This is a genomic window from Actomonas aquatica (assembly GCF_019679435.2).
Classification (GTDB): Bacteria; Verrucomicrobiota; Verrucomicrobiia; order Opitutales; family Opitutaceae; genus Actomonas; species Actomonas aquatica.
Genome location: NZ_CP139781.1, coordinates 1,148,764 through 1,173,366, shown reverse-complemented (window position 1 = coordinate 1,173,366; position 24,603 = coordinate 1,148,764). Strand labels below are relative to the sequence as shown.

Here is a 24,603-nt window from a genome sequence, read left to right as displayed (position 1 = left end):
GCGAAGAACGAAGGGTTCTAATCCGAAGCTCAGAGCAGGCCGGCGTAGATCGCGGAAGCGCCGAGTTCCTCTTCGATGCGGAGGAGCTGGTTGTATTTCGCGACGCGGTCGGTGCGGGAAGCGGAGCCGGTCTTGATCTGGCCGGCGTTGAGGGCCACCGCGATGTCGGCGATGGTGGTGTCCTCGGTCTCACCGGAGCGGTGGGAGATGACGGCGGTATACTTGTTCTTGTGAGCGAGTTCGACGGCGTCGAGGGTCTCGGTGAGGGAGCCGATTTGGTTGACCTTCACGAGGATGGAGTTGGCCACGCCGAGGGAGATGCCCTTCTTGAGGAAGTCGACGTTGGTGACGAAGAGGTCGTCGCCGACGAGCTGGCACTTGTCGCCGATGGCGTCGGTGAGCTTCTTCCAGGTGTCCCAGTCGCCTTCGTCGCAACCGTCTTCGATGGAGTCGATCGGATACTTGGCGACGAGCTCTTTGTAGTAGGAGACGAACTCATCACCGGAGAACTCCTGACCGGAGGACTTCTTGAAGACGTATTTCTTCTTCTTCTTGTCGTAGAACTCGGAGGAGGCGACGTCGAGGGCGAGCATGATGTCCTTGCCCAGCTTGTAACCGGCCTTCTTCACGGCCTCGGCGATGGCATCGAGGGCGTCGGTGGTGGAGGCGAGGTTGGGGGCGAAACCACCTTCGTCACCGACGGCGGTCTGGAGGCCCTTGGCCTTGAGCACGGACTTGAGGGCGTGGAACACTTCGGCGCCGGCGCGGAGAGCGTCGGAGAAGGTGTTGAAGTTCACCGGACGGATCATGAACTCTTGGAAGTCGATCGGGGCATCGGAGTGCGCGCCGCCGTTCATGATGTTCATCATCGGCACCGGGAGAACCTTGGCGTTCGGGCCGCCGAGATACTTGTAGAGGGGCTGGCCGAGGGAGGCGGCGGCGGCGTGGGCGGTGGCGAGGGAGACGCCGAGGATGGCGTTGGCGCCGAGCTTCGACTTGGTCTTGGTGCCGTCGAGCTTGAGCATGGCGGTGTCGACGCCGACCTGATCGCAGGCATCGAAGCCGATGAGGGTCTCAGCGATGGAGCCCTTCACGTTGGCCACGGCGGTCTGCACGCCCTTGCCGAGGTAGCGCGCGGAGGCGGCCTTGGCCTTGGCGCCCTTGAGGCCCTTGACGGCGCCGTCGCGGAGCTCGAGAGCCTCGTTTTCACCGGTGGACGCACCGGAGGGAACAGCGGCGCGGCCCAGGGTGCCGTCGGCGAGTTTCACGTCGACCTCAACGGTCGGGTTGCCGCGGGAATCGATGATCTCACGGGCGTTGATGGCAGTGATGGTGGTATTCATGAGGTGAAAGGGTTTTCAGTTGAAACGCCGGACGCGGCGCGAACCAGCAGTGAAGCACAGGGGGCGGGCGAGGGAAGTCCAAAGAGGACGCCTGCGGATTGGACGCCAAGATATGCGAAGTGCCGTGGTGGCGGGGCGGTGCGCGGTGGGCCGCGCTAGCACGCGCGGTTTAATACTGCGGTCGAAGCAGGCCCCACTTTTCGAGGGTGCGGCGCAAACCGCTGGGCGGTTTGGGTTGCAGGGCGGCGGGCAGTTGTTTGTCGAAGCCGCGCACGATGGCGGTGCGCAGGACGGTCACGCCATTGTAGTTGCGCGACTGCAGGAGCTCGGGCGTGAAAAGATGTTCCGGGATCTGGTCGAGGTGGCCCTCGTAGGCCGCCGCGTGCAGGGGGGTGTCGCCGTGGTCGTTACGATGCAGCAACAGGTCCGGCGTGAAGTGCTCGGCGGGAATGTGGTCGAGCTGGCCGGTTTCGGCGGCGGCGTGGATGGCGGTGAAGCCGGCCTTGGAGGCGATGATGAGATTGTCGTGGATCAGGCAGGCGTCGGGGATCTGGCGCAGGTTGCCGGCGATGGCGGCGGCGTGCAGCACGGTGTCGCCGGAGTGGGTTTTGCGGAGCAGGGCTTCCTCGGTGAGCAGCTCGGCCGGGATCTGATCAAGGTGGCCGTTGAGAGCGGCAACGTGAATGACGGTTTCGCCACTGGCGTTGGTGGTGGCGAGTAGCTCGGCGGTGATGAATTGGGGCGGGAATCGATCCAGCGAACCTTGTTCGGCGGCCTCGTGGAGGAGGTTTTGGCCGAGGTCGTTGCGCGTCGTGATGAGTTCGGTGGTGAGCAGTTCGGCGGGAAGTGAGCCGAGGCAGCCGTTGCTGGCGGCGGCGTGGTAGACGGTGTAGCCGCTGTTGCTGCGCGTGAGCAGGTGGTCGTGCTTCAGCAAGGAGGCAGGCACCTGGGCGAGCGTTTCACCCATCGCAGCGTGATGCAGCGGAGTGTAACCCGAGTCGTTTTTCACCAGCATGTTTTCGGCGGTGAGCACGGTGGTGGGCAGGTCGGCCAAGCGACCATAACGTGCGGCGGTGTGCAGCGGGGTGCTGCCGGCCGCGTTCGGCACCAGGAAATCTGCGGGGTCAATCGCGGCCAATTCCGTGGCGGTGATCGAGCCATTGCGCAGCGCTGCGTGAAGTTCCTTGTTATCCATGCTGCTGGTGAGGGGAGAGTTCTGTGCTCGTAAACAGGACGCAAAACAAAAAACAGGGCGAGGGCGGCTCGCTTTAGAGTTTGCCAATGAGAGGCAACATTTCACGGTTCCGAAGAACGATGAGCTCTGAATCCGCCCCGTCAGCACCCGCGCCCAAAAAGCGTGACCCGATCCTGTTGGTCGACGACGAAGCCTCCCTGCTGGAGATCTTCGTCTCGGCGCTTTCTTCGGAGTTTGAGTGCACCACGGCGACCTCGTCGCGCGAGGCGGAATTTATTCTGCGCAAGAAGGAGTTCAAAGTTGTCATCGCCGACCATCTGATGCCCGGCGGCAATGGCATGAGCTTTCTGGTGCGGGCCCGCGAAGAGTATCCGCATATGCAGCGCATTCTGGTCACCGGTTACATGAAGCCGGAGATGTTACTGCGCAGCGTGAATGAAGCGGCGCTGTTCCGCTACCTGCTCAAGCCGGTGTCGCTGACCGAGTTGGTCAAGGTGACCTCGGAGGCCGTGAAACTGCACGATCAGTCCGTGGCGGAATAATGAGCGCGGCGGCCGACAACGGCGCGGAGACTTCAAAACCGGCGATCCTGATCGTCGATGATGAGACCGCGTTGTTGGACGTCATGGCGGCGCGCTTGGCCGACGACTACGAAGTCGAGATCGCCAACTCGGCGGCGGAGGCCGATGTGCAGATGGGCCTGCAGCACTTTGATGTGGTGTTGGTGGACCACCTGATGCCGGGCGAACTGGGCCTGGATTTTCTGATGCGGGTGCGGGAGCACTTCCCGCAGACCAAACGCATTCTGGTGACCGGTTATCTGAACCCGGAACTCATTTCGCGGGCGCAGACCTTGGCGGAGTTGAGCGCCTACCTGATCAAGCCCGTGAACGCGCAGCAGCTCAAAGCCGCCGTGGCGGGCGCGTTGGCGGTCTGAGCTGCGCGGTGGGCGCGGACGTCGAACTCGGAGTGCGGCTCAGCTTTTGAGCTTCGTGCGCAGGTAGGGGGCGGTCGGCGAACGTTTGCTTTTGAGCAGTCCGGCGAGGTTGCCCTGATACATCAGGCGACCGCCGGCGGGGCCACCGGTGGGGCCGAGTTCGACGACGTAGTCGGCCTCGGCGATGAGATCGAGATGATGCTCGATGACAACGACGGTGTGACCCTGCTCGACGAGTGAGTGCAGCAGGTGGATGAGTTTTTCGCAGTCGCTCAGGTGGAGGCCGATGGTGGGCTCTTCGAGGAGGTAGAGGTTCTGCGGCTTTTGCCCGCGGGAACGTTCGGTGTAGGACGCGAGGCCGCGGGAGAGTTCGGTGATGAGTTTGAGGCGCTGGGCTTCGCCGCCGGAAAGGGTGGGCGAACTTTGGCCGAGGGTGAGGTAACCCAGGCCGCAATCGACCATGAGTTTGCAGACCTCTCCGAGCTGGCTGTGGAAGGAGAAAAACTCGGCGGCTTCCTCGAACGTGAGTTGGAGGACCTGGCCGATGTTTTTGCCGTTCCAAGTGATGTCGTTGAGTTCGGGGCCGTAGCGCGAACCGCCGCAATCGTCGCAGGGCAGGAAGGTGTCCGGCATGAAGGCCATCTCGAGCTTGATGCGGCCGGCACCTGAGCAGGTTTCACAGCGACCGCCAGCGGTGTTGAAGGAAAAACGGCCGCCGTTGTAGCCGCGCATTTTGGCTTCGGGAAGCGCGGCGAAAAACTGACGGATGAGGTCGAAGATACCGAGGTAGGTGGCCGGGGTGGAGCGTGGGGTTTTGCCGATGGGCGATTGATCGACCTCGATCACCGTCTTGAAGGGGATGGAGCCGCTGAGCTCGCCGAACGGCGCGCCGTCGGTGCATTCTTCGGCGCCGTGGAAGGTGCCGGTCTTCAGCAGGGCGGCGCCGGTGAGGCGCTTCTTTTTGGCTTTGATCGCGGCAGCGACGGCGGGATGCAGGACGTCGCGGAAGAGCGTGGACTTGCCGGCACCGCTGGGACCGATGGCCATGATGAGGCGGCCGAGCGGCAAACGCAGGTCAAAGCCACTGAGGTTGCGGAAGGTGACGTCGGAGAGTTTGAGCCAGGTGCCGGGCGCGCGGGAGTTTTTGTCAGGAATTTTTCGATACGCGCCGCGCAGCGGGTGGGCGATGCCTTTGGCGAGGAAGAGGCCGGTGAGGGAGCGGTCGCTGGCTTTGATCTCGTCGGGCGTGCCCATGGCGAGGAGTGAACCGCCGTGGGTGCCGGCCCCGGGGCCGAGGTCGACGATGCGGTCGGCGCGCAGCATGAGCTCGTCGTCGTGCTCCACCACAAGCATGGAGTTGCCCTTGTCGCGCAGGGTTTCGAGGGTCTCGATCAAGCGGTCGTTGTCGCGGGCGTGCAGGCCGATGCTGGGTTCGTCGAGCACGTAGAGCACGCCGGCGAGGTTGGTGCCGAGCTGGGCGGCGAGGCGGATGCGTTGGGCTTCACCGCCGGAGAGGGTGGCGGTGGGACGATCGAGCGAAAGGTAACCGAGGCCAACGTGATCGAGGAACTTGAGGCGCTCTTCGATCTGCGGGCGAATGTCGCGCAGGATAAGTTGGCCGCGCTGATCGGTGGCGATGGTGGAGAGGTGGTGCAGCAGTTCGCTGGCGGTGCCGGCGAGCAGGTCGGGCAGCGACATGGCGGCCTTGCGCCCGGGGAAGTGAAGTTTGACGGCGCGCGAGATGCGGTTGAGCCGCGTGCCGTGACATTCCGGGCACGGCGTGGAGGACGAGTCGGCGAGCTCACCGAGGTCGTGGGCGATGTCGGCGATTTCAGGCGAGAGTTCCTCGTCGTCCTTCTGGTTGATCATCCACCCAAAAATGCGGCCGTGGCCGCGGCAGGCCGGACACCAGCCGCGCGGGGAGTTGTGCGAAAAGTGTTTGGGGTCGAGTTCCGGGAAGGACTCGCCGGTCTCAAGATCGGTGCGGGTGGTGGAGAACCACGAAATGACTTCGCCGTTGGGCGTGAGCAGGAAGCAACCGCCCTTACCGAGGCGCAGCGCAGTGCTGAGGGCCTCGTCGACGGCGGCGTCGTTGGCCCCTTTGAGATCGGCGACGACGACCTCGATGTCGTGCTCCTTGTAACGGTCGAGTTTGGTGAAGGCGCTGACGGGAAACACGCGTCCATCAGCGCGCATGAGTTCGTAGCCCTGCTTGGCGATCCACTTCGCCATCGGTTCGTGGTGACCCTTGCGGCCGCGGATGAGGGGCGCGCAGAGGTAAAGGTGTTTGGCGCGGCGAGCTTTGGCCGAACGCAGAACGCGTTGCAGGAGTTGCTGGAGTTGAGCGGGGCTGAGCGGCTGCACCGCGCGGTCGGTGTCGGGATGGTGTTGGATGCCGATGCGGGCGTAGAGCAGGCGCAGGTATTGAGCGACCTCGGTGATGGTCGCGACGGTGGATTTGCGCGAACCGCGGGTGACGCGTTGCTCGATGGCGACGGTGGGGGGAATGCCGCCGAGCTGATCGATGTCGGGCCGCGGCAACTGCTCCACAAACTGCCGCGCGTAGGGCGACATTGATTCCATGAAGCGGCGCTGGCCCTCGGCGAAGATGATGTCGAACGCGAGGGTCGACTTGCCCGAGCCGGAAACGCCGGTGACGACGGTGAGCTCCTTGTGCGGCAGCGTGAGCGAAAGATTTTTGAGGTTATTCTCCCGCGCCCCCACAATGTTTAGTCCTGACGCCCGGCCCGCCCCGTAAGCAACCGGCGCTTCGGCAGCGAGTTGCAGGGACTCGTCACCTAATAGGTGACAAGATTTGTCCGGATCGAGAGTGGCGGCGAGGTAGGGGGAGGTGGCGGTGGATTGGGTGGTGGGGAGGGCGGCGATGTGCTCGGGGGGCCCTTCGGCGATGATGCGGCCGCCGGCGGCACCGGCTTCGGGGCCCACTTCGATGATCCAGTCGGAGGCGGCGAGCACGTCGAGGTTGTGCTCAATCACGACGACGCTGTGGCCGTGCTCGACGAGCTGCTGGAGCACACCGAGCAGGCGACCCACATCGTGGCGATGGAGGCCGGTGGTGGGTTCGTCGAGCAGGAGCAGGGCGCCGGGGATATTCGATTTTGGATTCGGGACTTTCGATTCGGTGAAGTCTCCGAGTCCGAGGTATTTGATGAGTTTGAGGCGCTGGGCTTCACCGCCGCTGAGGGTGTTGAGCGGTTGGCCGAGCGTGAGGTAGCCGAGGCCGACGGTATCCAGAGACTGGAGACGGGCGTGAATGGCGGGGTGTTCGGCGAAGAGCGGCAGAGCGTCGCCGATGGAGGTGTTGAGCAACTCGGAGACGGAGCGGCCCTGCCAGGTGACGGCGAGCACCTCGGGTTTAAAACGGCGGCCTTCGCAGATCGGGCAGGGCACAAAGACGTCGGAGAGGAACTGCATCTCGACGCGTTCGTAGCCGAGGCCTTGGCAGTGATCGCAGCGACCGTCGCCGGCGTTGAAGGAAAAAGACGACGCGGTGAAGCCGGCTTCCTGGGCGGCGGGTTCGGCGGCGAAGAGGGCGCGGATGCCGTCCCAGGCCTCGCAGTAGAGCGCGGGGTTGGAGCGCGGGGTGCGGGAGAGTGGGCTTTGATCGACGAGGACGAGTTCGTCGAAGAGGTCGGCGCCCTCGATGGATTTGATGGTGGCGACGTCTTCGGTCTGTTGATGGCGGTGGGTGAGCAGGCCTTGGTAGATGACGTGATCGAGCAGAGTGGATTTGCCGGAACCGGACACGCCGCTGAGGCAGACCAGGCGTCCCAACGGAATGGATACGTCGAGGTTGCGCAGGTTGTGTTTCGACGCGCCGCGGAAAGTGAGACGCGGGGTGGTTTTGTCGATGGGGCGGCGGGAAGTCGGTGCGGTGAGGTCGGCGCGACCGGAGAGGTAGCGGCCGGTGATGCTGGTGTCGGAGGCGAGCATGGCCGGCAGGTCGCCTTGGAAGACCACGTGGCCGCCGCGACTGCCGGGTTCCGGGCCGATCTCGATGAGGTGGTCGGCGGCGCGAATCATGGCCTCGTCGTGTTCGACGACGACGACGGTGTTACCGGCATCGGTGAGCGTGCGGATGATACCAATGAGGCGATCGATGTCGCGCGGGTGCAGGCCGACGGAGGGCTCGTCGAGGACGAAGAGGGTGTCGACGAGCGAGGTGCCGAGGCAGGAGGTGAGGTTGACGCGTTCGACCTCGCCGCCGGAGAGGGTTTTGGAGGGGCGGTCGAGGGTGAGGTAGCCGAGGCCCACCTGATCGAGGTAGCGCAGGCGGCTCAGCATGGCGTGGTGGGCGATGTCGGCCTGGTGCGAGGCGGAGGCTTTGGTGGGCTGATTGGCGTCGGGCGAATCGTTAAGCAGCTCCAGTAGTTCGGAGACAGGTTTGACGTAGAGCTCGGGCAACGTGACTCCCTGCCATTTCCAGCACAGGGCGTCGGGTTGGAGGCGGGTGCCCTGACATTGCGGGCAGGTGTTGTAAGCGCGGAAGCGGGAGAGGAAGACCCGCACGTGCATCTTGTAGGTGTTCTTTTCGAGCCAGTCGAAGAAGCCCTTCAGGCCATACCAAGCGCGCGGCCATTCGACGCCGTCGGAGCCGTAACCGGGTTCACCCTCGATGATGTAGGTCTGCTGCTCGGGCGTGAGCTCGGCGAAGGGGACGTGGGTGGGGATCTTCTTTTTGCGGGCGAAGACGAGCAGGTCCTTCTTCGACTCGCCGTAAACCTGGCCTTCCCAAGGTTTGATGGCGCCCTCGTCGATGGACTTGGTGCGGTCGGGGATGGCGAGACGGTAGTCGATCTCGATCACGCGGCCAAAACCACGGCAGTGCGGGCAGGCGCCGAGGGGGGAGTTGAAGGAAAAGAGGGCGGGCGTGGCGGGGCGGAACGAGCGGCCGGTGGCGGGCGAATGGAGACCGCGGGAAAAATGTCCGGCGGCGGAGACGTTGCGACCGGTGGCGGCGGGCGTGAATAGATGGAGTTCACCTTGGCCGAAGTGCAGGGCGGTTTCGGCGGCTTCGAGGAAACGGTTGCGGTCGGCGTCGGCGAGGCGGACGCGGTCCTGGGCGATGAAAAGGTGGTCGAGGTCGGCGAGCGGGGACGGGTCTTGCTCGAGGTCTTCGATGCGGTGCGGGGCCAGCTCGGCGGTCCCGGAGGCGGCGGCGGATGTCGCCGTCGGCAGGAGGACACGCACGTAGGCCTGGGTGCGAAGATTTTGGAGGATCTCGGCCCATTTGATCTTTGGCGGCCGCGGGATGCGGAAGGCGACGACGATCTGGGCGTCGGGGCCGTGGTTGGTGCGGGCTTTTTCCCAGATGGTGGCGGGGGTGTCGTCCTCGACGAGGGCGCCGGTGGCGGGGTCGAAGCAGCGGGCGACGTGGCTGAACCAGACTTTGGCGTAGTCGGTGAGCTCCGTCATCGTGCCCACCGTGGAGCGGGAGGTTTTGACGGTATTGTTCTGCTCGATGGCGATCGACGGGCGGATGTTTTCGATCGAATCTACGGCGGGCTTGTCCAGCAGATCGAGAAACTGGCGGGTGTAGGCGCTGAAGGTTTCGACGTAGCGGCGCTGGCCCTCGGCGTGCAGGGTGTCGAAGACGAGGGAGCTTTTGCCCGCGCCGCTCAGGCCCGTGACGACGATGTAGCGGCCGAGGGGCAGATCGAGGTCGAAGCCCTTGAGGTTGTTCTGGCGAACACCGCGCAGGCGGATGCAATCGGGGGCGGAAGGCTGAGCGGATTTGACCACAGAACCACGAAGGGGGCTTGTGGCCGACGAGCAAGCGCGGGCTCGGGAAATTGTGGAGATGAGTGCGTGAGGCGAGGGAGCCACTCGCTCACGCTCGTAGCCAAGGAGGGGCGTCCTCAGGTCGGGCAGAGGGCGAGGGTGGCGTTGGCGTTGCGCAGGGCGCGGCCGATGTCGCCGGGGGGCTCGCGGTCGGTGAAGATGACCTGGTCGTCGGAGAAGGGGACGGCGAGCACGGGGGCCTTGCGGCCGAATTTGGAATGGTCGACGGCGAAGAGGGTGCGGTCGGCCGACTGGACCATGCGGCGCTGGGTGGCGGCGATGGTGGGGTTGTGGTTCCAGAGGCCCTCGGCGGTGACGCCGACGGCGCCGAGGATGGCGATGTCGGCGTGGAGGTGGGCGAGGGTTTCGTCGCAACAGGGGCCAACGAGGACGCCGATGCGATTGTAGATGGTGCCGCCGGTGACGATGGTCTCGATGGCGCTCACGTCACTGAGCAGGCCGGCGACGGGGAGGGAGTTGGTGATCACCTTGAGGCGTTTGCCGATGAGGAGGCGGGCGACGGCGTAGGGAGAGGTGCCGCCGTCGATGATGACGGTCATGCCGGGCATCACGCGCTCGGCGATGTAGCGAGCCATGGCGAATTTTTCTTCGGCCATGCGTTGGTCGTGGGCGATGAAGTCGTATTCGCGGGTGACCTCGTCGGCCTCGATGATGGAGGCACCCCCGTGGTGGCGGCGGGCGACGCCCCGCGATTCCAATTCATCGATGGCGCGGCGGACGGTGGAGACGGAGATGGCGAAACGGGAGGCGAGACTTTGCAGGTCGGCGTAGCGGTGTTCGCGGAGGTATTTTTCGATCAGATCGACGCGGCGGCGATTGGTCATGCAGCAGAGGTAGGGGGCGGGGCCAAGAGCGAGGTGAAACGGTGGAGGTAGGCAGCGATCTGGCGATCCGTCGAGAAACGTTCGCGGGCTTGCTGGCGGGCGCGGTCACCCATGGTGGCGCGCTCGGTCGGATCGGTTGCGAAGCGGGTGACGGTGGCGCGAAAGGCAGCGAGGTCGTCGGGCGGGATGAGGACGCCGGTCTCGCCGTCGAGAAAGGTTTCGCTCACGCCGAGGGCATCGCTGGCGATGGCGGGCAGGCCGTGGGCCTGGGCTTCGATGAGGAAGTTGGAAAGGGATTCGCGGCGGGAGGCGTGCACGGCGAGGTCGGCGGCGGCGTAGAGCGGAGCGGGGTCATCGGTCCAGCCGAGGAAATGCACGCTATCGTCGAGGCCGAGCGCGGTGGCGCGGGCCTGGCAGGCGGCGAGAGCCGGACCGTCGCCAGCGAGCCAGAGGTGGACAGGAACGGGCGCGTCGAGCTCCGCCAGCATGTCGACGAGGGCGATCTGGTTTTTCTCCGGGCGAAACATCGCGACATCGAGGAGCACGACGGTTTCGGGGGAGGCGCCGTGTTGGGCGCGGGTGGTGGCGCGCAGGTCGTTGGCGGCGGTGGAGGCGTCGGCGGGCGGGAAAACGAGGGCGTTGTGGATGACGCTGACTTTGGCGGCAGGCAGGTTTTGCTCGGCGGTGACTTTGGCCCGCGCGGCTTCGCTGTTGGCGATGATGTGGGTGACGTGTTGCAGCGAGCGGCGGAAGAGGCGCGGGAGCGGTTTGCCGGTGCGCAAGGTGGCGATCACGGCGGCGGCGGGGAGGGCTTTTTGGAGGGCGCTGCCGTAACAGTTGGCCATGCGGCCCATGAGGAGCACGACCTCGGGCGCGAGTTGGCGGGCGTGGCGGACGAGGCCGGGGGCCCACCAATCGAGGCGGGTGTCGCGTTGTTGCAGGGAGCGCAGGTGGAGGCCGGCGGGCAGGGTGGCGGCGTCGGGCCAGAGGGCGCCGCCGGGGCGGAAGGTGACGAGGTGAGTCTCGTGTCCGGCAGTGGCGAAACCGTGGGCGAGGAGCACCGTTTGGCGTTCGGTGCCGCCGCTGCGCAGATGATCTTGGACGACGAGTATTTTCATTGCCGGAAACCCCAGCCGGGGAGGATGGTCGGAATTAGGGATGAATCATCCGATGATACAACTGTTGTTGCGGTGGAGTGTATTGGCGCTGGGCGTGACGCTCGCGACCAAGCTGGTGCCCGGCATCGAATGCAATGAGCTTTCGACGCTGATCATCGTGGTGGTGTTGCTGAGTTTTCTGAACGCGGTGCTCAAACCGGTGCTGATGCTCTTCGCGCTGCCCTTCATCGTGGTGACGATGGGACTGGGCATCATCCTGATCAACGCGGTGCTGTTCTGGCTCGTGGGCGAAGTGGTGGACGGTTTCACCGTGCAATCCTTTGGCAGCGCGCTCATCGGCGCGGTCATTGTGAGTGTCACCAATATGTTGTTGGGGGGCATGCTGGGATCGGCCAAAGCCAAGGATGAGCAACGTAAAGGCGGGGGACGTGGCGGTCGTGGTGGCGGTGGCGGTTCCGGACGTTCGCGGCGGGACGACGACGTGATCGACATTTGAGGTCGTTCGGCCGAGCGGCATTCCACGGGAATAGCGAAACGATTTGACCGGGGGGGAGGGCCGGGCGACGTTGCGGCCAAATTTTTTACCAACTTACCAACCATGGCTGATTCCAAGGAATACGATCTCATCGTCATCGGCGGCGGACCTGCGGGCTACGCAGGCGCCATTCGCGCCGGACAACTGGGCAAGAAGGTTGCCTGCGTCGAAATGGAGAGTGCCGGCGGCACCTGCCTGAATTGGGGCTGTATCCCGACCAAGGCCCTGCTCAAGAGTGCCGAGCTCTACCTCAAGATGAAGAAAGCCGACGAGTTCGGTTTCACGGTGGGCGACATCACCTTCGACTATGCCAAGGTCATCGAGCGTTCGCGCGGCGTGGCCGGGCAAATGGCCAAGGGCATCGAGTTCCTCTTCAAGAAGAACAAGGTCGATTACATCCGCGGCAAGGCGCAGGTGAGCCAGCCGGGTCTGGTCTCCATCGTGGACGGCGCGGCCAAGGGTGAAGTGCTCAGAGCCAAGCGCATCCTCATCGCCACGGGCTGCAAGATGCGTCGCATCCCTGGCCTCGAGGTGGACGGCGAGCGCGTGATGACCTCCCGCGAAGCCTTGGCTTCGACGAAGCAGCCGAAGTCGATCATCATCGTCGGCGCGGGCGCGATCGGCGTGGAGTTCGCCTACTTCTTCAACGCGCTCGGCACGGATGTGACCTTGGTCGAAATGCTGCCGACGGTGCTGCCGATCGAGGACGACGAGATTTCCAAGACCCTCGAACGGTCCTTCGAAAAGCAGGGCATCAAGATCCGCACCGGCACCAAGTGTGAGAATTTCCGCGTGGGCGAAAAGTCGGTCACGGTCGACCTGGTGAAGGACGACGTGAAGGAAGTGGTCGAAGCCGACGTGGTGCTTTCCGCCATCGGCGTCGTTGCCAACATCGAAGGCGTGCTCGCTCCGGGCGTGAAGGTGGAACTCGACCGCAACTACGTGAAGGTCGACGACAACTACGAGACCAACGTGAAAGGCATCTACGCGGCCGGCGACATCATCGGTCCGCCCTGGTTGGCGCACATCGCGACCTTCGAGGCCGTGAACGCGGTGAACGCCATGTTTGGTCACGGCGAGCCGCGTCGGGTGTCCAATTTTCCGGGCTGCACCTACTGCCAGCCGCAGGTGGCCAGCACGGGTCTCACCGAGCGTGCGGCCCGCGAGAAGAAGCTCGATATCAAGGTTGGCAAGTTCCCCTTCACCGCGTCCGGCAAGGCCGTCGCGGGTGGTTCTTCCGAAGGCTTCGTGAAGGTCGTGACCGACGCGAAGACGGGCGAAATCTACGGCGCGCACATCATCGGTTCGGAAGCGACGGAACTCATCGCGGAGTATGGCCTCGCGATCGAATTGGAGTGCTCGGTGGAAGAGGTGCACAAGACCATCCACGCGCACCCGACCTTGAGCGAAGCGCTGATGGAAGCCGCCGCCGCCTCGATGGGCGAAGCGATTCACATCTGAGCGAACGGGCCGAGAGGCAAAGGGCCGGGGTCGACGACCCCGGCTACAGTTCCGATTCCAATTACGACAAAAGCCGCGGTTTTAGACCGCGGCTTTCTTGTGTGTGTGGGGCGTGTTGTGCGGGTTTGGCACCGCCCTCCTTCGCCCGTTGGGCTTCGGCGGGCATCGATCTCATTGAGATCGATGGTGCTCCCGGCGGGAATCGAACCCACATCAACGGCTTCGGAGACCGCTACACTATCCATTGTGCTACAGGAGCGTTGCCCAGAGGACTGAGGCGAGAAAGTGGCCGCGGCGAGGCGGCGGTGTCGAGCGGTTTTTATGGCGGTCGCTCGGTCCGCCAATGATTCAGCTTTGCGGGGCGACCTTTTGCTCGGCACGGGCGAGGCGCTCGATCAGCAGCACGGCCAGGCCGCCGGCCACCGCGAGCGCGATGGCGAGGCCGATGGAGGCTTCGGCGCCGGGCATGATGTTGACCTGCACGAGCGGCACTTCTTCACCGGCGCTGTTGATGCGGGTGGTGAGTGTTTCCTTCCACGGCCACAGAGTGCGCAGCGCTCCAGCCATCACGCCGGTGAGGGCGATGAGGGTGGCGTGCCGGTAGTGGTTGAGCATCCAGCTCACGACGCGGACAAAGGAGAGGATGCCGGTGGCGATACCTGCGCAGAATACGGCGATCGTCACGATGTCGCGGTCATTTACCGCGGAGAGGACTTGCTGATATTTGCCCATGATGAGCAGCAAGTAGGAGCCGGAGATGCCGGGCAGGATCATGGCGCAGATGGCGATGGCACCGGCGAGGAACACAAAGGGCAGGCCGGGAGGCGTCTGGGTGGCCTGCATGCCCACGAGCAGCCAGGTGCCGACGGCGAAGGCGGCGAAGAGCACGAAGTCGACCGGGCGCCATTTCCACGTCTCGCGGGCGAGCAGCACGATCGAACCGAGCACGAGGCCAAAGAAGAAGGACCAGAGTTCGGCGGGATGGCTCACCAGCAGGTGCTCGAGCACCTTGGCCATGGAGAGCACGGCGGTGAGCAGACCGGCGCCGAGAGCGATGAAGAAGGCGATGGGGAGTCGAGTCCAGGCGGCTTTGATATCGCCCTTGAGCACGAGGCGCAGCGTGGTGAGGTCGAAGGCCTTGATGCCGTTGAGCAGGCGTTCGTAGATGCCGCAAATGAAGGCGATGGTGCCGCCGGAGACGCCGGGGACGACGTCGGCCGAGCCCATGAGGAAACCAACCAGAGCGATTCGGAGGTGGGACAAGCTGCGCATGAGGAGAGGGAGGAGATGGGGCGTGGCACGGCACGCGGCCACAAAAAAGGCAGGCCGAAGTGCATCGACCTGCCAAGTAAAGTGATGATAAATCGTCGCTTAGACGGCGGGAATGGTCTTCTTGAGGCCGACGACGCGGTCGCCTTCCTTCCACTGGCCACGCTTCTTGAGGAGTTCGACTCGCTCAAAACGCTTGAGCACGTTGCGCTTCACGACGAGGCCACGGGGACCTTGGAGAGACTTGTGTTGGGACATGGTGTTATCGGTTAAAGTGGTGCTTGCGATGCGTTAAAGGGGAAGGGAGCTAGAGTTCGCCTGCGCCCATGACAAGTATTTTTCCGCCACATGTTCGGCGCGGACGACAATCCACTGCGGCGTGTCGTAGGGATGGTGGTTGTGCACGTAGGTTTCCACCTCCAAGTGGCGGTTGACCAAAAACTTGATGGTGAGGCGGTATTCGGTGCTGGTTTCGGTGGTGCCTCCCCAGCGGTAGATGGAGGTCATGGGGCCGTCGATCTGGACGCAGGCGGCGAGCTTCCGGTCGATGAGTCCGCGCGCCAAGGTGGTCGCTTCGGTCTCGGTTGAGGTGGTGGTCCAGCCGATAAGCATGGCGAAGTGATAACGGGTCTGGGCGGGGATTCGAACCCAATAAAGAGGTGGCGATCAGGGGTTAGGGGGGAGGGCGGCGCGAAATTCGCCTTGACGGTGGACAGCGGGAGCCATGCTTTCGTCGGTTTCTGTCGATACAACTTTCCTCCGATTCATGCGTGACGATTATATCAAAGAGGCCCTCGCCGTAGTGCCCGATCCCAATCTGCTCATCAATGTCGTGTCCCGTCGCGTCAAGCAACTCAAGCGCGGGAGCCGTCCGTTGGTCGAGTCGCTCGAGAAGCTGTCGCCCGAGGATGTCGCGCTGCGCGAAGTGATCGAAGGTAAGATCGTCTTCGAGACGGCGGAATGATTGCCGGGGACCGTTGAGCGGTTCCCATTTCACTCTTTTAGGGCGGCCCGCTGAATGCGGAGCCGCCTGTTTTTTGCCCGCGGAGCGGCAGTCGATTGAAAGTCTCCGCTCGTCGACTTAATCTATTCCCATGGCTCGTTCCAAAAAAGACGCCCAACGCTTCACCGAAGTGCGCAACGCGAAAGCGGGGCGGGACTACTTGGTGGAAGACCGCTTCGAAGCGGGCATCGCGTTGAAGGGCACGGAGGTGAAGGCGATTCGGGATGGCCGGGCGCAGATCAACGACGCCTTTGGCCGCCTGAAGAAGGGGGAACTGTGGTTGGTGAATGCGCACATCGATGAGTATCGGTTTGGCACCTACTCGAACCATGAGCCGAAGCGCACGCGGAAGTTGCTGCTGCGCAAACCGGAGTTGCGGAAGATCGATCAGGCCCTGAACCAAGGCGGGCGTTCGCTGATTCCGCTGCGCATGTATTTTAAGGAAGCGCTCGTGAAGGTGGAGGTGGGAATCTGCACCGGTAAGAAGCTTTACGACAAACGCGACGACCTCAAAAACAAGATCGTCCAGCGGGAACTCGATCGTGCGATCAAGGCCCGACGCTGAGCCGAGTCCTCCTTCTTCGCTTCCTTCCTTCGCCGTTCCCTTCATGTCTCCTGTCACCGTTCGCGTTCCTGGCAGCACCTCCAACTGCGGTGCCGGTTTTGATACCTTGGGTCTGGCGTTGCAGATCTATAACCGGGTGACGCTTACGCCGGACGTCTCGCTGCCGGCGGGCACGGCGAAAGGCGAACGGGCGTCGGACGAGCGCGCCAACGGTTTGGTGAACGAGGCGCTGGCGGCGTGGCGCGAACGCGTGGCGGCGGCGGCGGAGTTGCCGGGGTTCCGTTTCCGAATCGAAGGTGACGTGCCGCCGGCCCGGGGGCTGGGGTCCAGCGTCACCGTGATCGCCGGCATTTTGGGCGGCGTGAATCATTGGGCGGGCGAGGCGCTGACTCGGGAGGAACTGGCGGCATTGATTACGCGCCTGGAGGGGCACCCCGACAACGCCACCGCCGGCGTGCTGGGCGGATTCTGTGTGGCGCGTTGCGCGCCGACTCCGGCCGACTACCAAGGGCTGGTGCGTATCGAATTGGAGGATACGCTGCGCTTTGTGGTCGTATCGCCGGTGACTGAAGTGGCCACCAAGGCCTCCCGCGGGGTCTTGCCGCAGGAAATCAGTCATCTCGATGCGGTGCGCAGCGTAAACAGTGCAGCCTATCTGACGGCGGCACTGGCGACCAAAAACTACGAATCACTGCGCGGGGCGGTGGGCGACTTCTTGCATGAGCCCTACCGACTGCCCGGCATCGTGGGCGCGGCTGAAGCCATCGCGGCCGGGGTGAAGGCAGGCGCCCTCTGCGGCTGGTTGAGCGGCAGTGGCTCCAGCGTGCTGTGTGTGGGGTTGGTGGATACCGCCGCGGCCGTGGGCGACGCGATGCGAAGCGCCTTTGCCGCCAAAGGCATCGACAGTGCGATCAACGTGCTGAGCGCCGACAACCACGGGTTGGTCGTCGAGTAAGCGCCCCGGCGGGCACGACAGCCGCTCCAAAAACTCAGGCCTGACCGCCAGCGGCGGGCCAGAATTGGCGAATGGAATCCGCGAGCACCTGGGCGCGGAAGGGTTTGGCGAGGACGGCGCGGAGGTTCTCCAAGCTGTCTCGTTGCTCCTGCGATATGGCATCGGCGTGACCGGTGATCATGATGGCCGGCACGCCGGGTTTCGCCTTGGCCGAACGGCGCAGGAACTCGATGCCGTCGATGTCTGGCATGTAGTAGTCGGTCACGATGATGCCGACCGGCAGAGTCCGCATGGCGGCCAGAGCGTCGCTGGCTCGAACAAAAGTGGATACGGGGCAATCGAGGTGCTCTTCCAAGATGACAGCCAGCAGATCCAAGTAGGATTGCTCGTCATCAACAATGATTGCGTGCGGTGTATTAAAGTCGGTCAAAGCGGGGGAAGCAGGATCGGTTGAGTTTGGATGTAATTTTGTGGCAGTAAAGCATGAGGTGGTGAAACGCCTCGGCGGGTTGCGGTTGTATCCGGGAAGTTTGGACGTAGGGTCCGCGCCAAGATGCTACACGTGGTGTTATTTCAACCGGAGATTCCCCAGAATACGGGTAATATTGGTCGTATGTGCGCGCTGACGCGGAGTCGGCTGCATTTGGTGCATCCGCTGGGATTTGAAATCACTGATCGGCACCTGAAACGGGCGGGCATGGATTACTGGTATGAACTCGATGTTCATCATCACGACGATTGGGCGGCGTTCCGGGCGAGTGAGTTTGCCCCACAGCGTTTGTGGTTATTTACGACCAAAACGAAGCAGTCCTATTGGGATGTGACGTATGCCGATGGGGACGGTCTGGTGTTTGGCAACGAAGGTCACGGCGCGCCGGACTGGCTGCATGACGAAATCGGCGAGGAGCAACGCCTCACGATCCCGCATCGCAACGACTCACTGCGCTCGCTGAACCTCAGCACGGCCGCGGGAGTGGCGACCTACGAAGCAGTGCGGCAACTTTGGCCACGTGGCCAAAGCTGAAATCCTAAATCCTAGGGGCTAAATCCTAAATCCAGAGGGCGACTACACGCCTCTCAGCTTTTAGGATTTAGGATTTGTTCGGTTAGGATTTACCGCGCAAAGCGCGATTCAGATTTCCGCCTTCAGGTGGCAGGAAACTTCGCGGTCCTTAAACACCTCGAGGAGCGGGCGCTCGGTCTTGCAGACGTCCTTGGCGTGGGGGCAGCGCGGGTGGAAGGTGCAGCCGGAAGGCGGGTTGATCGGAGAGGGCGGATCGCCCGGGAGCACGATACGCTTGCGGTTGCGCTCTTCGTCCGGGTTCGGCGTGGGAATCGCACTTACCAGCGCGCGGGTGTAGGGATGCGCGGGTTTTTCGATGATGTCCTCGGCTTTGCCGATTTCGACGATCTTGCCGAGATACATGACCGCGACGCGATCGGAGATGTGTTTCACCACCGACAGGTCGTGAGCGATGAAGATAAGGCTCAGGCCCATCTTGCGCACGAGGTCGGCCAGCAGGTTCAGGATCTGAGCCTGGATGGAGACGTCGAGGGCCGAGACGGGTTCGTCGGCGATGACCACCTTGGGCCGCAGCGCGAGAGCGCGGGCAATGGCGATACGTTGACGCTGACCGCCGGAAAACTCGTGCGGGTATTTCTGCATGAAGCGCGGCGCGAGGCCGACGGTTTTCATGAGCTCGGTCACGCGCGCGGTGACTTCGGAGGACTTGCAGACCTTGTGGACGAGCAGAGGTTCGGCGAGGGTGGCGAAGACGGTCGAGCGGGGGTTGAGCGACGCGTAGGGATCCTGAAACACCATCTGCAGATCGCGGCGGATGGAGAGCACGTCGGAGTCGGAACTGGAGGTGAGGTTGCGGCCCTCGAGCACCACGGTGCCACCGGTGGTGGGAACGAGCTGCATGACGGTGCGGGCGAGGGTGGACTTGCCGCAACCGGACTCGCCGACGAGGCCGAGGACTTCGCCCTGCTGCACCTTGAGGTCGACACCATCGACGGCTTTCACGGTGCCGACGGTCTTTTTAATAAACGCCCCCTTCTTGATCGGGAAGTGGGTCTGGAGGTTCTTTAGTTCAAGAATGGTCTCAGGCATGGTCCGGGCCTTGGAAAAGGATCAAAGTTCGCCGAGTTGGACGCGGCGGCAGGCGTGTTGGTGGTGGTCGCTGGTGGCGGCGAGGGCGGGGGCGTCGCCTTCGCGGCAGACGTCGGTGGCGAACTCACAGCGCGGGGCGAAACTGCAGCCGGCGAGCGGCTTCGAAAGGTCCGGTGGCAGCCCCTTGATGGTGTAGAGCTCGGAGCCCTTGGGCTGCATGGACGGGATGGAACGTTGCAGCGCGCGGGTGTAGGGGTGCTTCGGCTCGTAGAAAAGGGTGCGCGTGTCGGAGGTCTCGACGATCTTGCCAGCATACATCACCTGCACGCGGTCGCAGAGACCGGAGACGACGCCGAGGTCGTGGGTGATGAAGATGACCGCCATGCCGATCTCCTGCTGCATCTTTTGGATGAGCTCGAGGATCTGGGCCTGCACGGTCACGTCGAGCGCGGTGGTGGGCTCGTCGGCGATGAGGAGCTCGGGTTTGGTGATGAGCGCCATGGCAATCATCACGCGCTGGCGCATACCGCCGGAGAACTCGTGCGGGTAATAGTGGATACGGCTGGAGGCGTCGTTGATGCCGACGGCGTCGAGCATCTCCAGAGCGCGTTTCAACGCTTCGGCTTTGGAGATTTTTTCGTGAATCATCAGCGGCTCGATGAGCTGTTCGCTGACCCGCAGGTAGGGATTCAGCGAGGTCATCGGGTCCTGGAAGATCATGCTCACGCGCTTGCCGCGAATGGAGCGGGCCTGGGCGCGGGTGCAGTTGAGCAGGTCGACGCCATCAAACATGGCGGTGCCGCTTTCGATGCGCCCCGGAGGCATGGGGAGGAGGCCCATGAGGGAGTAACAGGTGACCGATTTGCCGGAGCCGGACTCGCCGACGATGCCAAGGGTCTCACCGCGATCGAGGCTGAAGCTGACGCCATCAACAGCGCGGTAAATTCCGTTACGGGTGTGAAAGTAGGTGCGGAGGTCGTTGACTGAGAGGAGCGGCATTAAATCCGAGGGCTCAAGTTGTGTGTGTGTGGCAGGAGCTACCGGGAAATTGGGCGGCGGCGCAAGTGCCTTCGGTGCTGCAAGGGCGATGCCATGCAGTCGCAGGTCAATCGCGATAAACGTCGGGGTAACCTTCGCCGCGGCGTTTGTAGCGTTTGTGCACCCAAAAATACTGCTCCGGCGCGCGTTTGACCTGCTCCTCGATGAAGTGGTTTACGCGCATCGCATCGGCGCTGTGATCGCCGGAGGGGAAGTTTTCCCACGCCGGGAAGGCCTCGAGTTCGTAGGAGCCGTCGGGCAGGCGGCGGGCGAAGTAAGGCACGACGCGGCAGCCGCTCATCTGGGCGATGCGACTGGTGGCGACGTTGGTGATGGCGGGTTCACCAAAAAACGGGAGCACTTCGGACATCTTGGTTTTTTTGCCCTGGTCCGGCGCATACCAAACGAGTCCGCCATTCTTGAGGGTGCGGAGGAGGGCGCGCAGGTCCTCGAAGGGGATGGCGGTCTTGAGGTGGCGCTCGCGGTTGCGGCGCATGATCCAAGCGATGACGCGGTTGTTGGGATCGCGGTAGAGGGCGTTGAACTCGATCTGCTCGTTGATGATGCGCGCGCCCATTTCCAGCAGGGTGAGGTGGGCGGTGACGACGAGGGCGCCTTTCCCGGCGGCGGCGGCTTTTTCGAAATGCTCGCGCCCGATGATACGAAAGGGCGGCAGACGGTTCAGCGGCGACCACCAGGCGGCGCAGGTTTCAAACAAACCCAGCGCCAGCGAACGGTAGTGGGCGCGGGCGAGGCGTCGACGGTCACTCTCGCTGAGGTCAGGGAACGCGAGGCGGAGGTTGATCAGGGTGACGCGGCGACGGACCGGAATGACGTAATAAATGAAGGTGCCAAGGACGGTCGCGAGGGCGCGCTTGATGGGCCACGGGAGGAGGTTGAGCAGCCAAAAGATGCCCAAGCCGAACCACATGGGCCAAAACTTCGGGTGGTAGAGCGGAGCGGTGTCGCGTTTGCGCGGACTCATGGGCGGCGGGGACGAGGGCAGAGTGGAGGGCTTACATGCCCTGCCAGGAATCGCGGTCGTAACCGAAGCGTTCGAAGTCGACCGCGTAGAGTTGATAGACGCGTTCGGCGAGTTCGTCGGTGTAGACCGGCTCTTTGATTTTGCCGGAAGCGTTGGTGGGGCGGGCGAGTTTTTGGGCGGTCCAATCGGCCGGGATGCCGACGAGAGCGAGGGTGTCGGCCATGCCGCTCACAAACTCGGTCTCCATGTGAAAGGTGTGGCGGTAACGCACATGGTCGGCCAGCAGGACCGAACGTTGTGTATCCCAATGTTGGTTACGGGTGCCCTCGGCCTGGGATTCGATGTAGCTGAGGAAGGACGGAAAAGGGAAGGGGGCGTCGTCGGCGGCGCCGGGCAGGTCGCGCTCGGCGGCGAAGCGGCGCAGCTGCGGGACGAGTTTACGCATGGAGCGCGGGTAGTCGGGGGAGTTGAAACCCTTCACCAGCTTGTCGTTCCAAGCGGAGAGCACGCGGGCGTAGGGGTTGCGCACGAAACAGCGGAAATCGTAGGCGTCCTGGTGGTTGAAGGCGTGAAAATAGTCGGGCAGCGGCGCGGTGGTGTAGCGGCGCGTGCGGCTGACGGGCCACCACGGGCCGAGTTGCGGGCGAGCGCCGGCGTTGGTGAGACCTTCAACCAGGACCTTGCGGAACGCGGTGGAGCCGACCTTGGGATTGAGCAGCACACCGAGTCCCAGATCACGCCGCAGGTAACACTTGTAGGGACTGAAGTGGGGTTGCCGAAAAATGGTCCAGGCGCGGGAAGCCGTGGAGGGGGAAGGTGATGCGGAAGCGGTGGTGGACATGCGGCGACGGCGTTGACGTTGGGAAGGGAGGCCGTGCGGGGGAAGGCAAAAGCGGGGATACCGCGGCGGACGGCCCGGCGGTCCGTCCCTACCTGGGGGAACCCTGCTTTCGAGGTTGGCATGCGGCGGGGTGGTGCTCTTTGCTGGCAAACTTTTCCGTTTCGCCATGCTCGATCCCAAACTCCTCCGTGAATCGCCCGATCTCGTCCGCGCGGCGATTGCCAAGAAGCACCTCAACGTCGATCTCGACGCGGTCAGCGCGCTCGATACGCGCTGGCGTCAGCAGCTCGCCGAAGTCGAAACGCTGCGCGCGCAGCAAAAGGCGGTGAACGGGGAAATGTCCCAACTCGCCAAGGGCTCGCCCGAATTCATGGCCAAGGTGGGCGAGATGAAGCAGTTGAAGGTGGGCGTGAAAGCCAAGGAAGACGAGCTGCGCGAGACCGAAGCCGCTTGGAGGGCTGCCATGCTCGAGCTGCCGAACCTGCCGCACGAGAGCGTGCCGGAAGGCAAGAACGGCGACGATAACGTGGTGCACGCCACCCACGGCGACGTGAACGCGGTGTCGCCCGACGCGAAAGCCCATTGGGATATCCCGGGCTTTGAGAAGGTCTTCGATTTTCCGCGCGGCTCGAAGGTGACCGGCGCCGGTTTCCCGTTCTACATCGGCGACGGCGCCAAGTTGGTGCGGGCCCTGTTGCACTTCTTTTTGGATGAAGCCGGTCACAACGGTTACACCGAGGTGAACCCGCCGATCTTCGTCAACGAAGCCAGCGCCACCGCCACCGGTCAGCTCCCTGACAAGGAAGGCCAGATGTATGAGACGGTGAACGACCAACTCTACGCGGTGCCGACGGCGGAAGTGCCGCTCACGAATTTCTTCCGCGATGAGATCCTGGAAGAGGCCGAACTGCCGGTGAAGCGTTGCGCTTACACGCCGTGTTTCCGCCGTGAGGCGGGCAGCCATGGCAAGGACGTGCGCGGGCTCAACCGCCTCCATCAGTTCGACAAGGTGGAGCTGCTCAAGTGGGTCCACCCGACGCAGAGCTACAACGAACTCGAAGCCCTGCGCGGCGACGCCGAGCGTCTCCTGCAGAAACTCGAGCTGCCCTATCGCGTGCTGCTCATGTGTGGCGGTGACCTCGGTTTTGCCCAGGCGAAGAAGTATGACCTCGAAGTCTGGGCGGCCGGCCAGCAGCGCTGGTTGGAGGTTTCGAGCTGCTCGAACTTCGAGGCATTCCAGGCGCGCCGGGCGAAGATCCGCTTCCGCGCGGGCAGCGAAGGCAAGCCGGAGCTGGTGCACACCCTCAACGGCTCGGGTCTCGCGGTGCCGCGCGTGCTGGCGGCCTTGCTCGAAAACAACCTGCAGGCCGACGGCTCGGTGAAACTGCCGGCGGCGCTCGTGCCGTATTTCGGTCGCGACACCGTGCGTTTCGGCTGAGTCGCCGCACGCTCGTCGGCACACCTCCAGCCTTCAGCCCTCCGCCCCGATGCCAGGCTCGCGCACTCCGTCCTGGCCCGAGGTAGCGGCGGCGCTGGCGGAACGCTTGCCCGTCAACTCGTTGGACGCGGCGGTGCGGGCGTTTGTCGCGCCGGGGCAGCCCGCCGGACGTGGTCGCTGGGTGCTCGCTTGTTCGGGCGGGGCGGATTCGGTGGCGTTGGTATTGACGGTTGGGGCACACTGGCCGCGCAAACGCGATCAGTTGGTGCTGGCGCACTTCGATCATCGACTGCGGGGGCGCGCCTCGACCGCCGACGCGCGCTTTTGTGCGCGATTGGCCGACGGACTGGGGCTGCGTTTTGAAAGCGCCCGGTGGGAAGCGCGTCCGACTCGTCCCAGCGAAGCGCAGGCGCGGGCGGCGCGGCAGACCTTTTTGGCGGAGGTGTGCCGGCGACATCGCGCGCGGGTCATTTGGACGGGGCACCAACAAGATGACATTGCCGAGACCCTGCTCATGAGGCTGGCGCGGGGCAGCGGCACGGAGGGGTTGGCGGCTCCCCGGCCGGTGCAGATGGGGGCTGATGGGCGTTGGCGCTTGCGCCCCTTGCTTGGCTGGTCGCGGACCGCTTTGCGCGAGGAGCTGCAGGCGGCTGGCGGGCGTTGGCGAGAGGATGAGTCTAATGCGGCCGACACCTTTCTGCGCAACCGCATGCGGGCGGACGTGTTGCCGGCGTGGGCGGCGGCCGCCGGAGAGCGCGACGTGGTGGCCGGAGCGGCGCTCAGTCGGGCGCGTTTGGAGGAGGATGCTGTCGCCTTGGACGCCTGGGTGGATGAGTTGGCGCCGATCGATGACGAGGGAGTGCTGTGCCTGGAGCGTTTGGGTGGCAAACCGGTGGCTGTATGGCGGCGCGCACTACACCGTTGGCTGGCGTTGCAGGACGATCCCGGGGATCTGTCACGGGCAGGGTTTGAGGATTTGCTCGCGAAAGCGATGGCCGGTCGCACGCAGCGCTTCAGTCTGGGGCGGGGCGGCTTCGTGCGAATCCGGCGAGGGAAGTTGTATTTTCAGAAACTCTCGGCGTGATTCGGGGTATCACACACTGCCACCCGTTCGCAAAACTACGCGGGCGGGCCTCGTTGACTTATGGCGAGGGAACCCA

The 24,603-nt window shown here is 63.9% G+C and carries 23 protein-coding genes and 1 tRNA gene; 10 read left to right on the top strand and 14 right to left on the bottom strand.

Annotation, left to right across the window (positions count from 1 at the left end):
* Positions 1–29: 29 nt before the first annotated feature.
* Together eno and K1X11_RS04495 are read right to left on the bottom strand one after the other, a co-directional pair.
* Complete coding sequence (gene eno, locus K1X11_RS04500; RefSeq protein WP_221031753.1) at positions 30–1,343, bottom strand: phosphopyruvate hydratase; 1,314 nt, start codon at positions 1,341–1,343, stop codon at positions 30–32.
* A 169-nt stretch (positions 1,344–1,512) separates the two neighbouring features.
* Positions 1,513–2,538 carry an ankyrin repeat domain-containing protein gene (locus K1X11_RS04495; protein ID WP_221031752.1) on the bottom strand — a complete coding sequence of 342 codons (1,026 nt, stop codon included), beginning with the start codon at positions 2,536–2,538 and terminating at the stop codon, positions 1,513–1,515.
* Between the two features lie 119 nt (positions 2,539–2,657).
* On the opposite strand from K1X11_RS04495, the gene K1X11_RS04490 reads away from it, so the two are divergent.
* Complete coding sequence (locus K1X11_RS04490) at positions 2,658–3,080, top strand: response regulator (RefSeq protein ID WP_221031751.1); 423 nt, start codon at positions 2,658–2,660, stop codon at positions 3,078–3,080.
* Complete coding sequence (locus K1X11_RS04485) at positions 3,080–3,475, top strand: response regulator (RefSeq protein WP_221031750.1); 396 nt, start codon at positions 3,080–3,082, stop codon at positions 3,473–3,475. Before K1X11_RS04490 ends, K1X11_RS04485 begins: the two co-directional genes overlap by 1 nt.
* A 39-nt stretch (positions 3,476–3,514) precedes the next feature.
* Here K1X11_RS04485 and uvrA read toward each other — a convergent pair whose 3' ends face one another.
* From uvrA to K1X11_RS04470, 3 genes are all read right to left on the bottom strand, one after another.
* Positions 3,515–9,238, bottom strand: coding sequence for an excinuclease ABC subunit UvrA (gene uvrA, locus K1X11_RS04480; protein ID WP_324726093.1), 5,724 nt, complete (start codon positions 9,236–9,238; stop codon positions 3,515–3,517).
* A 116-nt stretch (positions 9,239–9,354) separates the two neighbouring features.
* Complete coding sequence (locus K1X11_RS04475) at positions 9,355–10,122, bottom strand: DeoR/GlpR family DNA-binding transcription regulator (protein WP_221031749.1); 768 nt, start codon at positions 10,120–10,122, stop codon at positions 9,355–9,357.
* Complete coding sequence (locus tag K1X11_RS04470; RefSeq protein WP_221031748.1) at positions 10,119–11,240, bottom strand: glycosyltransferase; 1,122 nt, start codon at positions 11,238–11,240, stop codon at positions 10,119–10,121. The genes K1X11_RS04475 and K1X11_RS04470 overlap by 4 nt, the downstream gene beginning before the upstream one ends.
* A gap of 52 nt (positions 11,241–11,292) precedes the next feature.
* Between K1X11_RS04470 and K1X11_RS04465 the strand changes: the two genes are divergently transcribed.
* Together K1X11_RS04465 and lpdA are read left to right on the top strand one after the other, a co-directional pair.
* Positions 11,293–11,736, top strand: a complete 444-nt coding sequence (locus K1X11_RS04465) for a phage holin family protein (protein WP_324726092.1) — start codon at positions 11,293–11,295, stop codon at positions 11,734–11,736.
* Between the two features lie 102 nt (positions 11,737–11,838).
* A complete protein-coding gene (gene lpdA / locus K1X11_RS04460; RefSeq protein ID WP_221031746.1) occupies positions 11,839–13,236 on the top strand; it encodes a dihydrolipoyl dehydrogenase in 1,398 nt (465 codons plus the stop codon).
* A gap of 184 nt (positions 13,237–13,420) precedes the next feature.
* Here the strand turns inward: lpdA and K1X11_RS04455 are convergent.
* The 4 genes from K1X11_RS04455 to cutA all read right to left on the bottom strand — a co-directional run bounded on the left by K1X11_RS04455 (position 13,421) and on the right by cutA (position 15,117).
* Positions 13,421–13,495 (bottom strand) — tRNA-Arg (locus tag K1X11_RS04455).
* Positions 13,496–13,584: 89 nt separating this feature from the next.
* Entirely contained in the window at positions 13,585–14,508 is a 924-nt protein-coding gene (locus K1X11_RS04450; RefSeq protein WP_221031745.1) for a DUF368 domain-containing protein, read from the bottom strand.
* Between the two features lie 99 nt (positions 14,509–14,607).
* Positions 14,608–14,763 carry a small basic protein gene (locus K1X11_RS04445; RefSeq protein WP_221031744.1) on the bottom strand — a complete coding sequence of 52 codons (156 nt, stop codon included), beginning with the start codon at positions 14,761–14,763 and terminating at the stop codon, positions 14,608–14,610.
* A 33-nt stretch (positions 14,764–14,796) separates the two neighbouring features.
* Positions 14,797–15,117, bottom strand: coding sequence for a divalent-cation tolerance protein CutA (gene cutA / locus K1X11_RS04440; RefSeq protein ID WP_221031743.1), 321 nt, complete (start codon positions 15,115–15,117; stop codon positions 14,797–14,799).
* A 154-nt stretch (positions 15,118–15,271) separates the two neighbouring features.
* Here cutA and K1X11_RS04435 point away from each other — a divergent pair, with 154 nt between their 5' ends.
* The 3 genes from K1X11_RS04435 to K1X11_RS04425 all read left to right on the top strand — a co-directional run bounded on the left by K1X11_RS04435 (position 15,272) and on the right by K1X11_RS04425 (position 17,028).
* Positions 15,272–15,469 carry a DNA-directed RNA polymerase subunit omega gene (locus tag K1X11_RS04435; protein ID WP_221031742.1) on the top strand — a complete coding sequence of 66 codons (198 nt, stop codon included), beginning with the start codon at positions 15,272–15,274 and terminating at the stop codon, positions 15,467–15,469.
* A gap of 130 nt (positions 15,470–15,599) precedes the next feature.
* Positions 15,600–16,073: an SsrA-binding protein SmpB gene (smpB, locus tag K1X11_RS04430; protein ID WP_221031741.1), complete on the top strand. Its 474-nt coding sequence runs from the start codon at positions 15,600–15,602 to the stop codon at positions 16,071–16,073.
* Between the two features lie 43 nt (positions 16,074–16,116).
* On the top strand, positions 16,117–17,028 hold the full coding sequence (locus K1X11_RS04425; protein ID WP_221031740.1) for a homoserine kinase: 912 nt from the start codon (positions 16,117–16,119) through the stop codon (positions 17,026–17,028).
* 34 nt (positions 17,029–17,062) lie between these two features.
* Here K1X11_RS04425 and K1X11_RS04420 read toward each other — a convergent pair whose 3' ends face one another.
* Positions 17,063–17,458 carry a response regulator gene (locus K1X11_RS04420; protein WP_221031739.1) on the bottom strand — a complete coding sequence of 132 codons (396 nt, stop codon included), beginning with the start codon at positions 17,456–17,458 and terminating at the stop codon, positions 17,063–17,065.
* 123 nt (positions 17,459–17,581) lie between these two features.
* Here K1X11_RS04420 and K1X11_RS04415 point away from each other — a divergent pair, with 123 nt between their 5' ends.
* Positions 17,582–18,052 carry a tRNA (cytidine(34)-2'-O)-methyltransferase gene (locus tag K1X11_RS04415; protein WP_221031738.1) on the top strand — a complete coding sequence of 157 codons (471 nt, stop codon included), beginning with the start codon at positions 17,582–17,584 and terminating at the stop codon, positions 18,050–18,052.
* A 108-nt stretch (positions 18,053–18,160) separates the two neighbouring features.
* Here the strand turns inward: K1X11_RS04415 and K1X11_RS04410 are convergent, their stop codons facing one another.
* From K1X11_RS04410 to K1X11_RS04395, 4 genes are all read right to left on the bottom strand, one after another.
* Positions 18,161–19,141 carry an ABC transporter ATP-binding protein gene (locus tag K1X11_RS04410; protein WP_221031737.1) on the bottom strand — a complete coding sequence of 327 codons (981 nt, stop codon included), beginning with the start codon at positions 19,139–19,141 and terminating at the stop codon, positions 18,161–18,163.
* Between the two features lie 21 nt (positions 19,142–19,162).
* Positions 19,163–20,140 carry an ABC transporter ATP-binding protein gene (locus K1X11_RS04405; RefSeq protein ID WP_221031736.1) on the bottom strand — a complete coding sequence of 326 codons (978 nt, stop codon included), beginning with the start codon at positions 20,138–20,140 and terminating at the stop codon, positions 19,163–19,165.
* 106 nt (positions 20,141–20,246) lie between these two features.
* Entirely contained in the window at positions 20,247–21,164 is a 918-nt protein-coding gene (locus K1X11_RS04400; RefSeq protein WP_221031735.1) for an LpxL/LpxP family acyltransferase, read from the bottom strand.
* A gap of 31 nt (positions 21,165–21,195) precedes the next feature.
* Positions 21,196–22,005, bottom strand: coding sequence for a sulfotransferase family 2 domain-containing protein (locus K1X11_RS04395; RefSeq protein WP_221031734.1), 810 nt, complete (start codon positions 22,003–22,005; stop codon positions 21,196–21,198).
* A gap of 166 nt (positions 22,006–22,171) precedes the next feature.
* Here K1X11_RS04395 and serS point away from each other — a divergent pair, with 166 nt between their 5' ends.
* Positions 22,172–23,443 carry a serine--tRNA ligase gene (gene serS, locus K1X11_RS04390; protein ID WP_221031733.1) on the top strand — a complete coding sequence of 424 codons (1,272 nt, stop codon included), beginning with the start codon at positions 22,172–22,174 and terminating at the stop codon, positions 23,441–23,443.
* Positions 23,444–23,492: 49 nt separating this feature from the next.
* Positions 23,493–24,527, top strand: coding sequence for a tRNA lysidine(34) synthetase TilS (gene tilS / locus K1X11_RS04385; protein WP_221031732.1), 1,035 nt, complete (start codon positions 23,493–23,495; stop codon positions 24,525–24,527).
* Positions 24,528–24,603 lie beyond the last annotated feature (76 nt).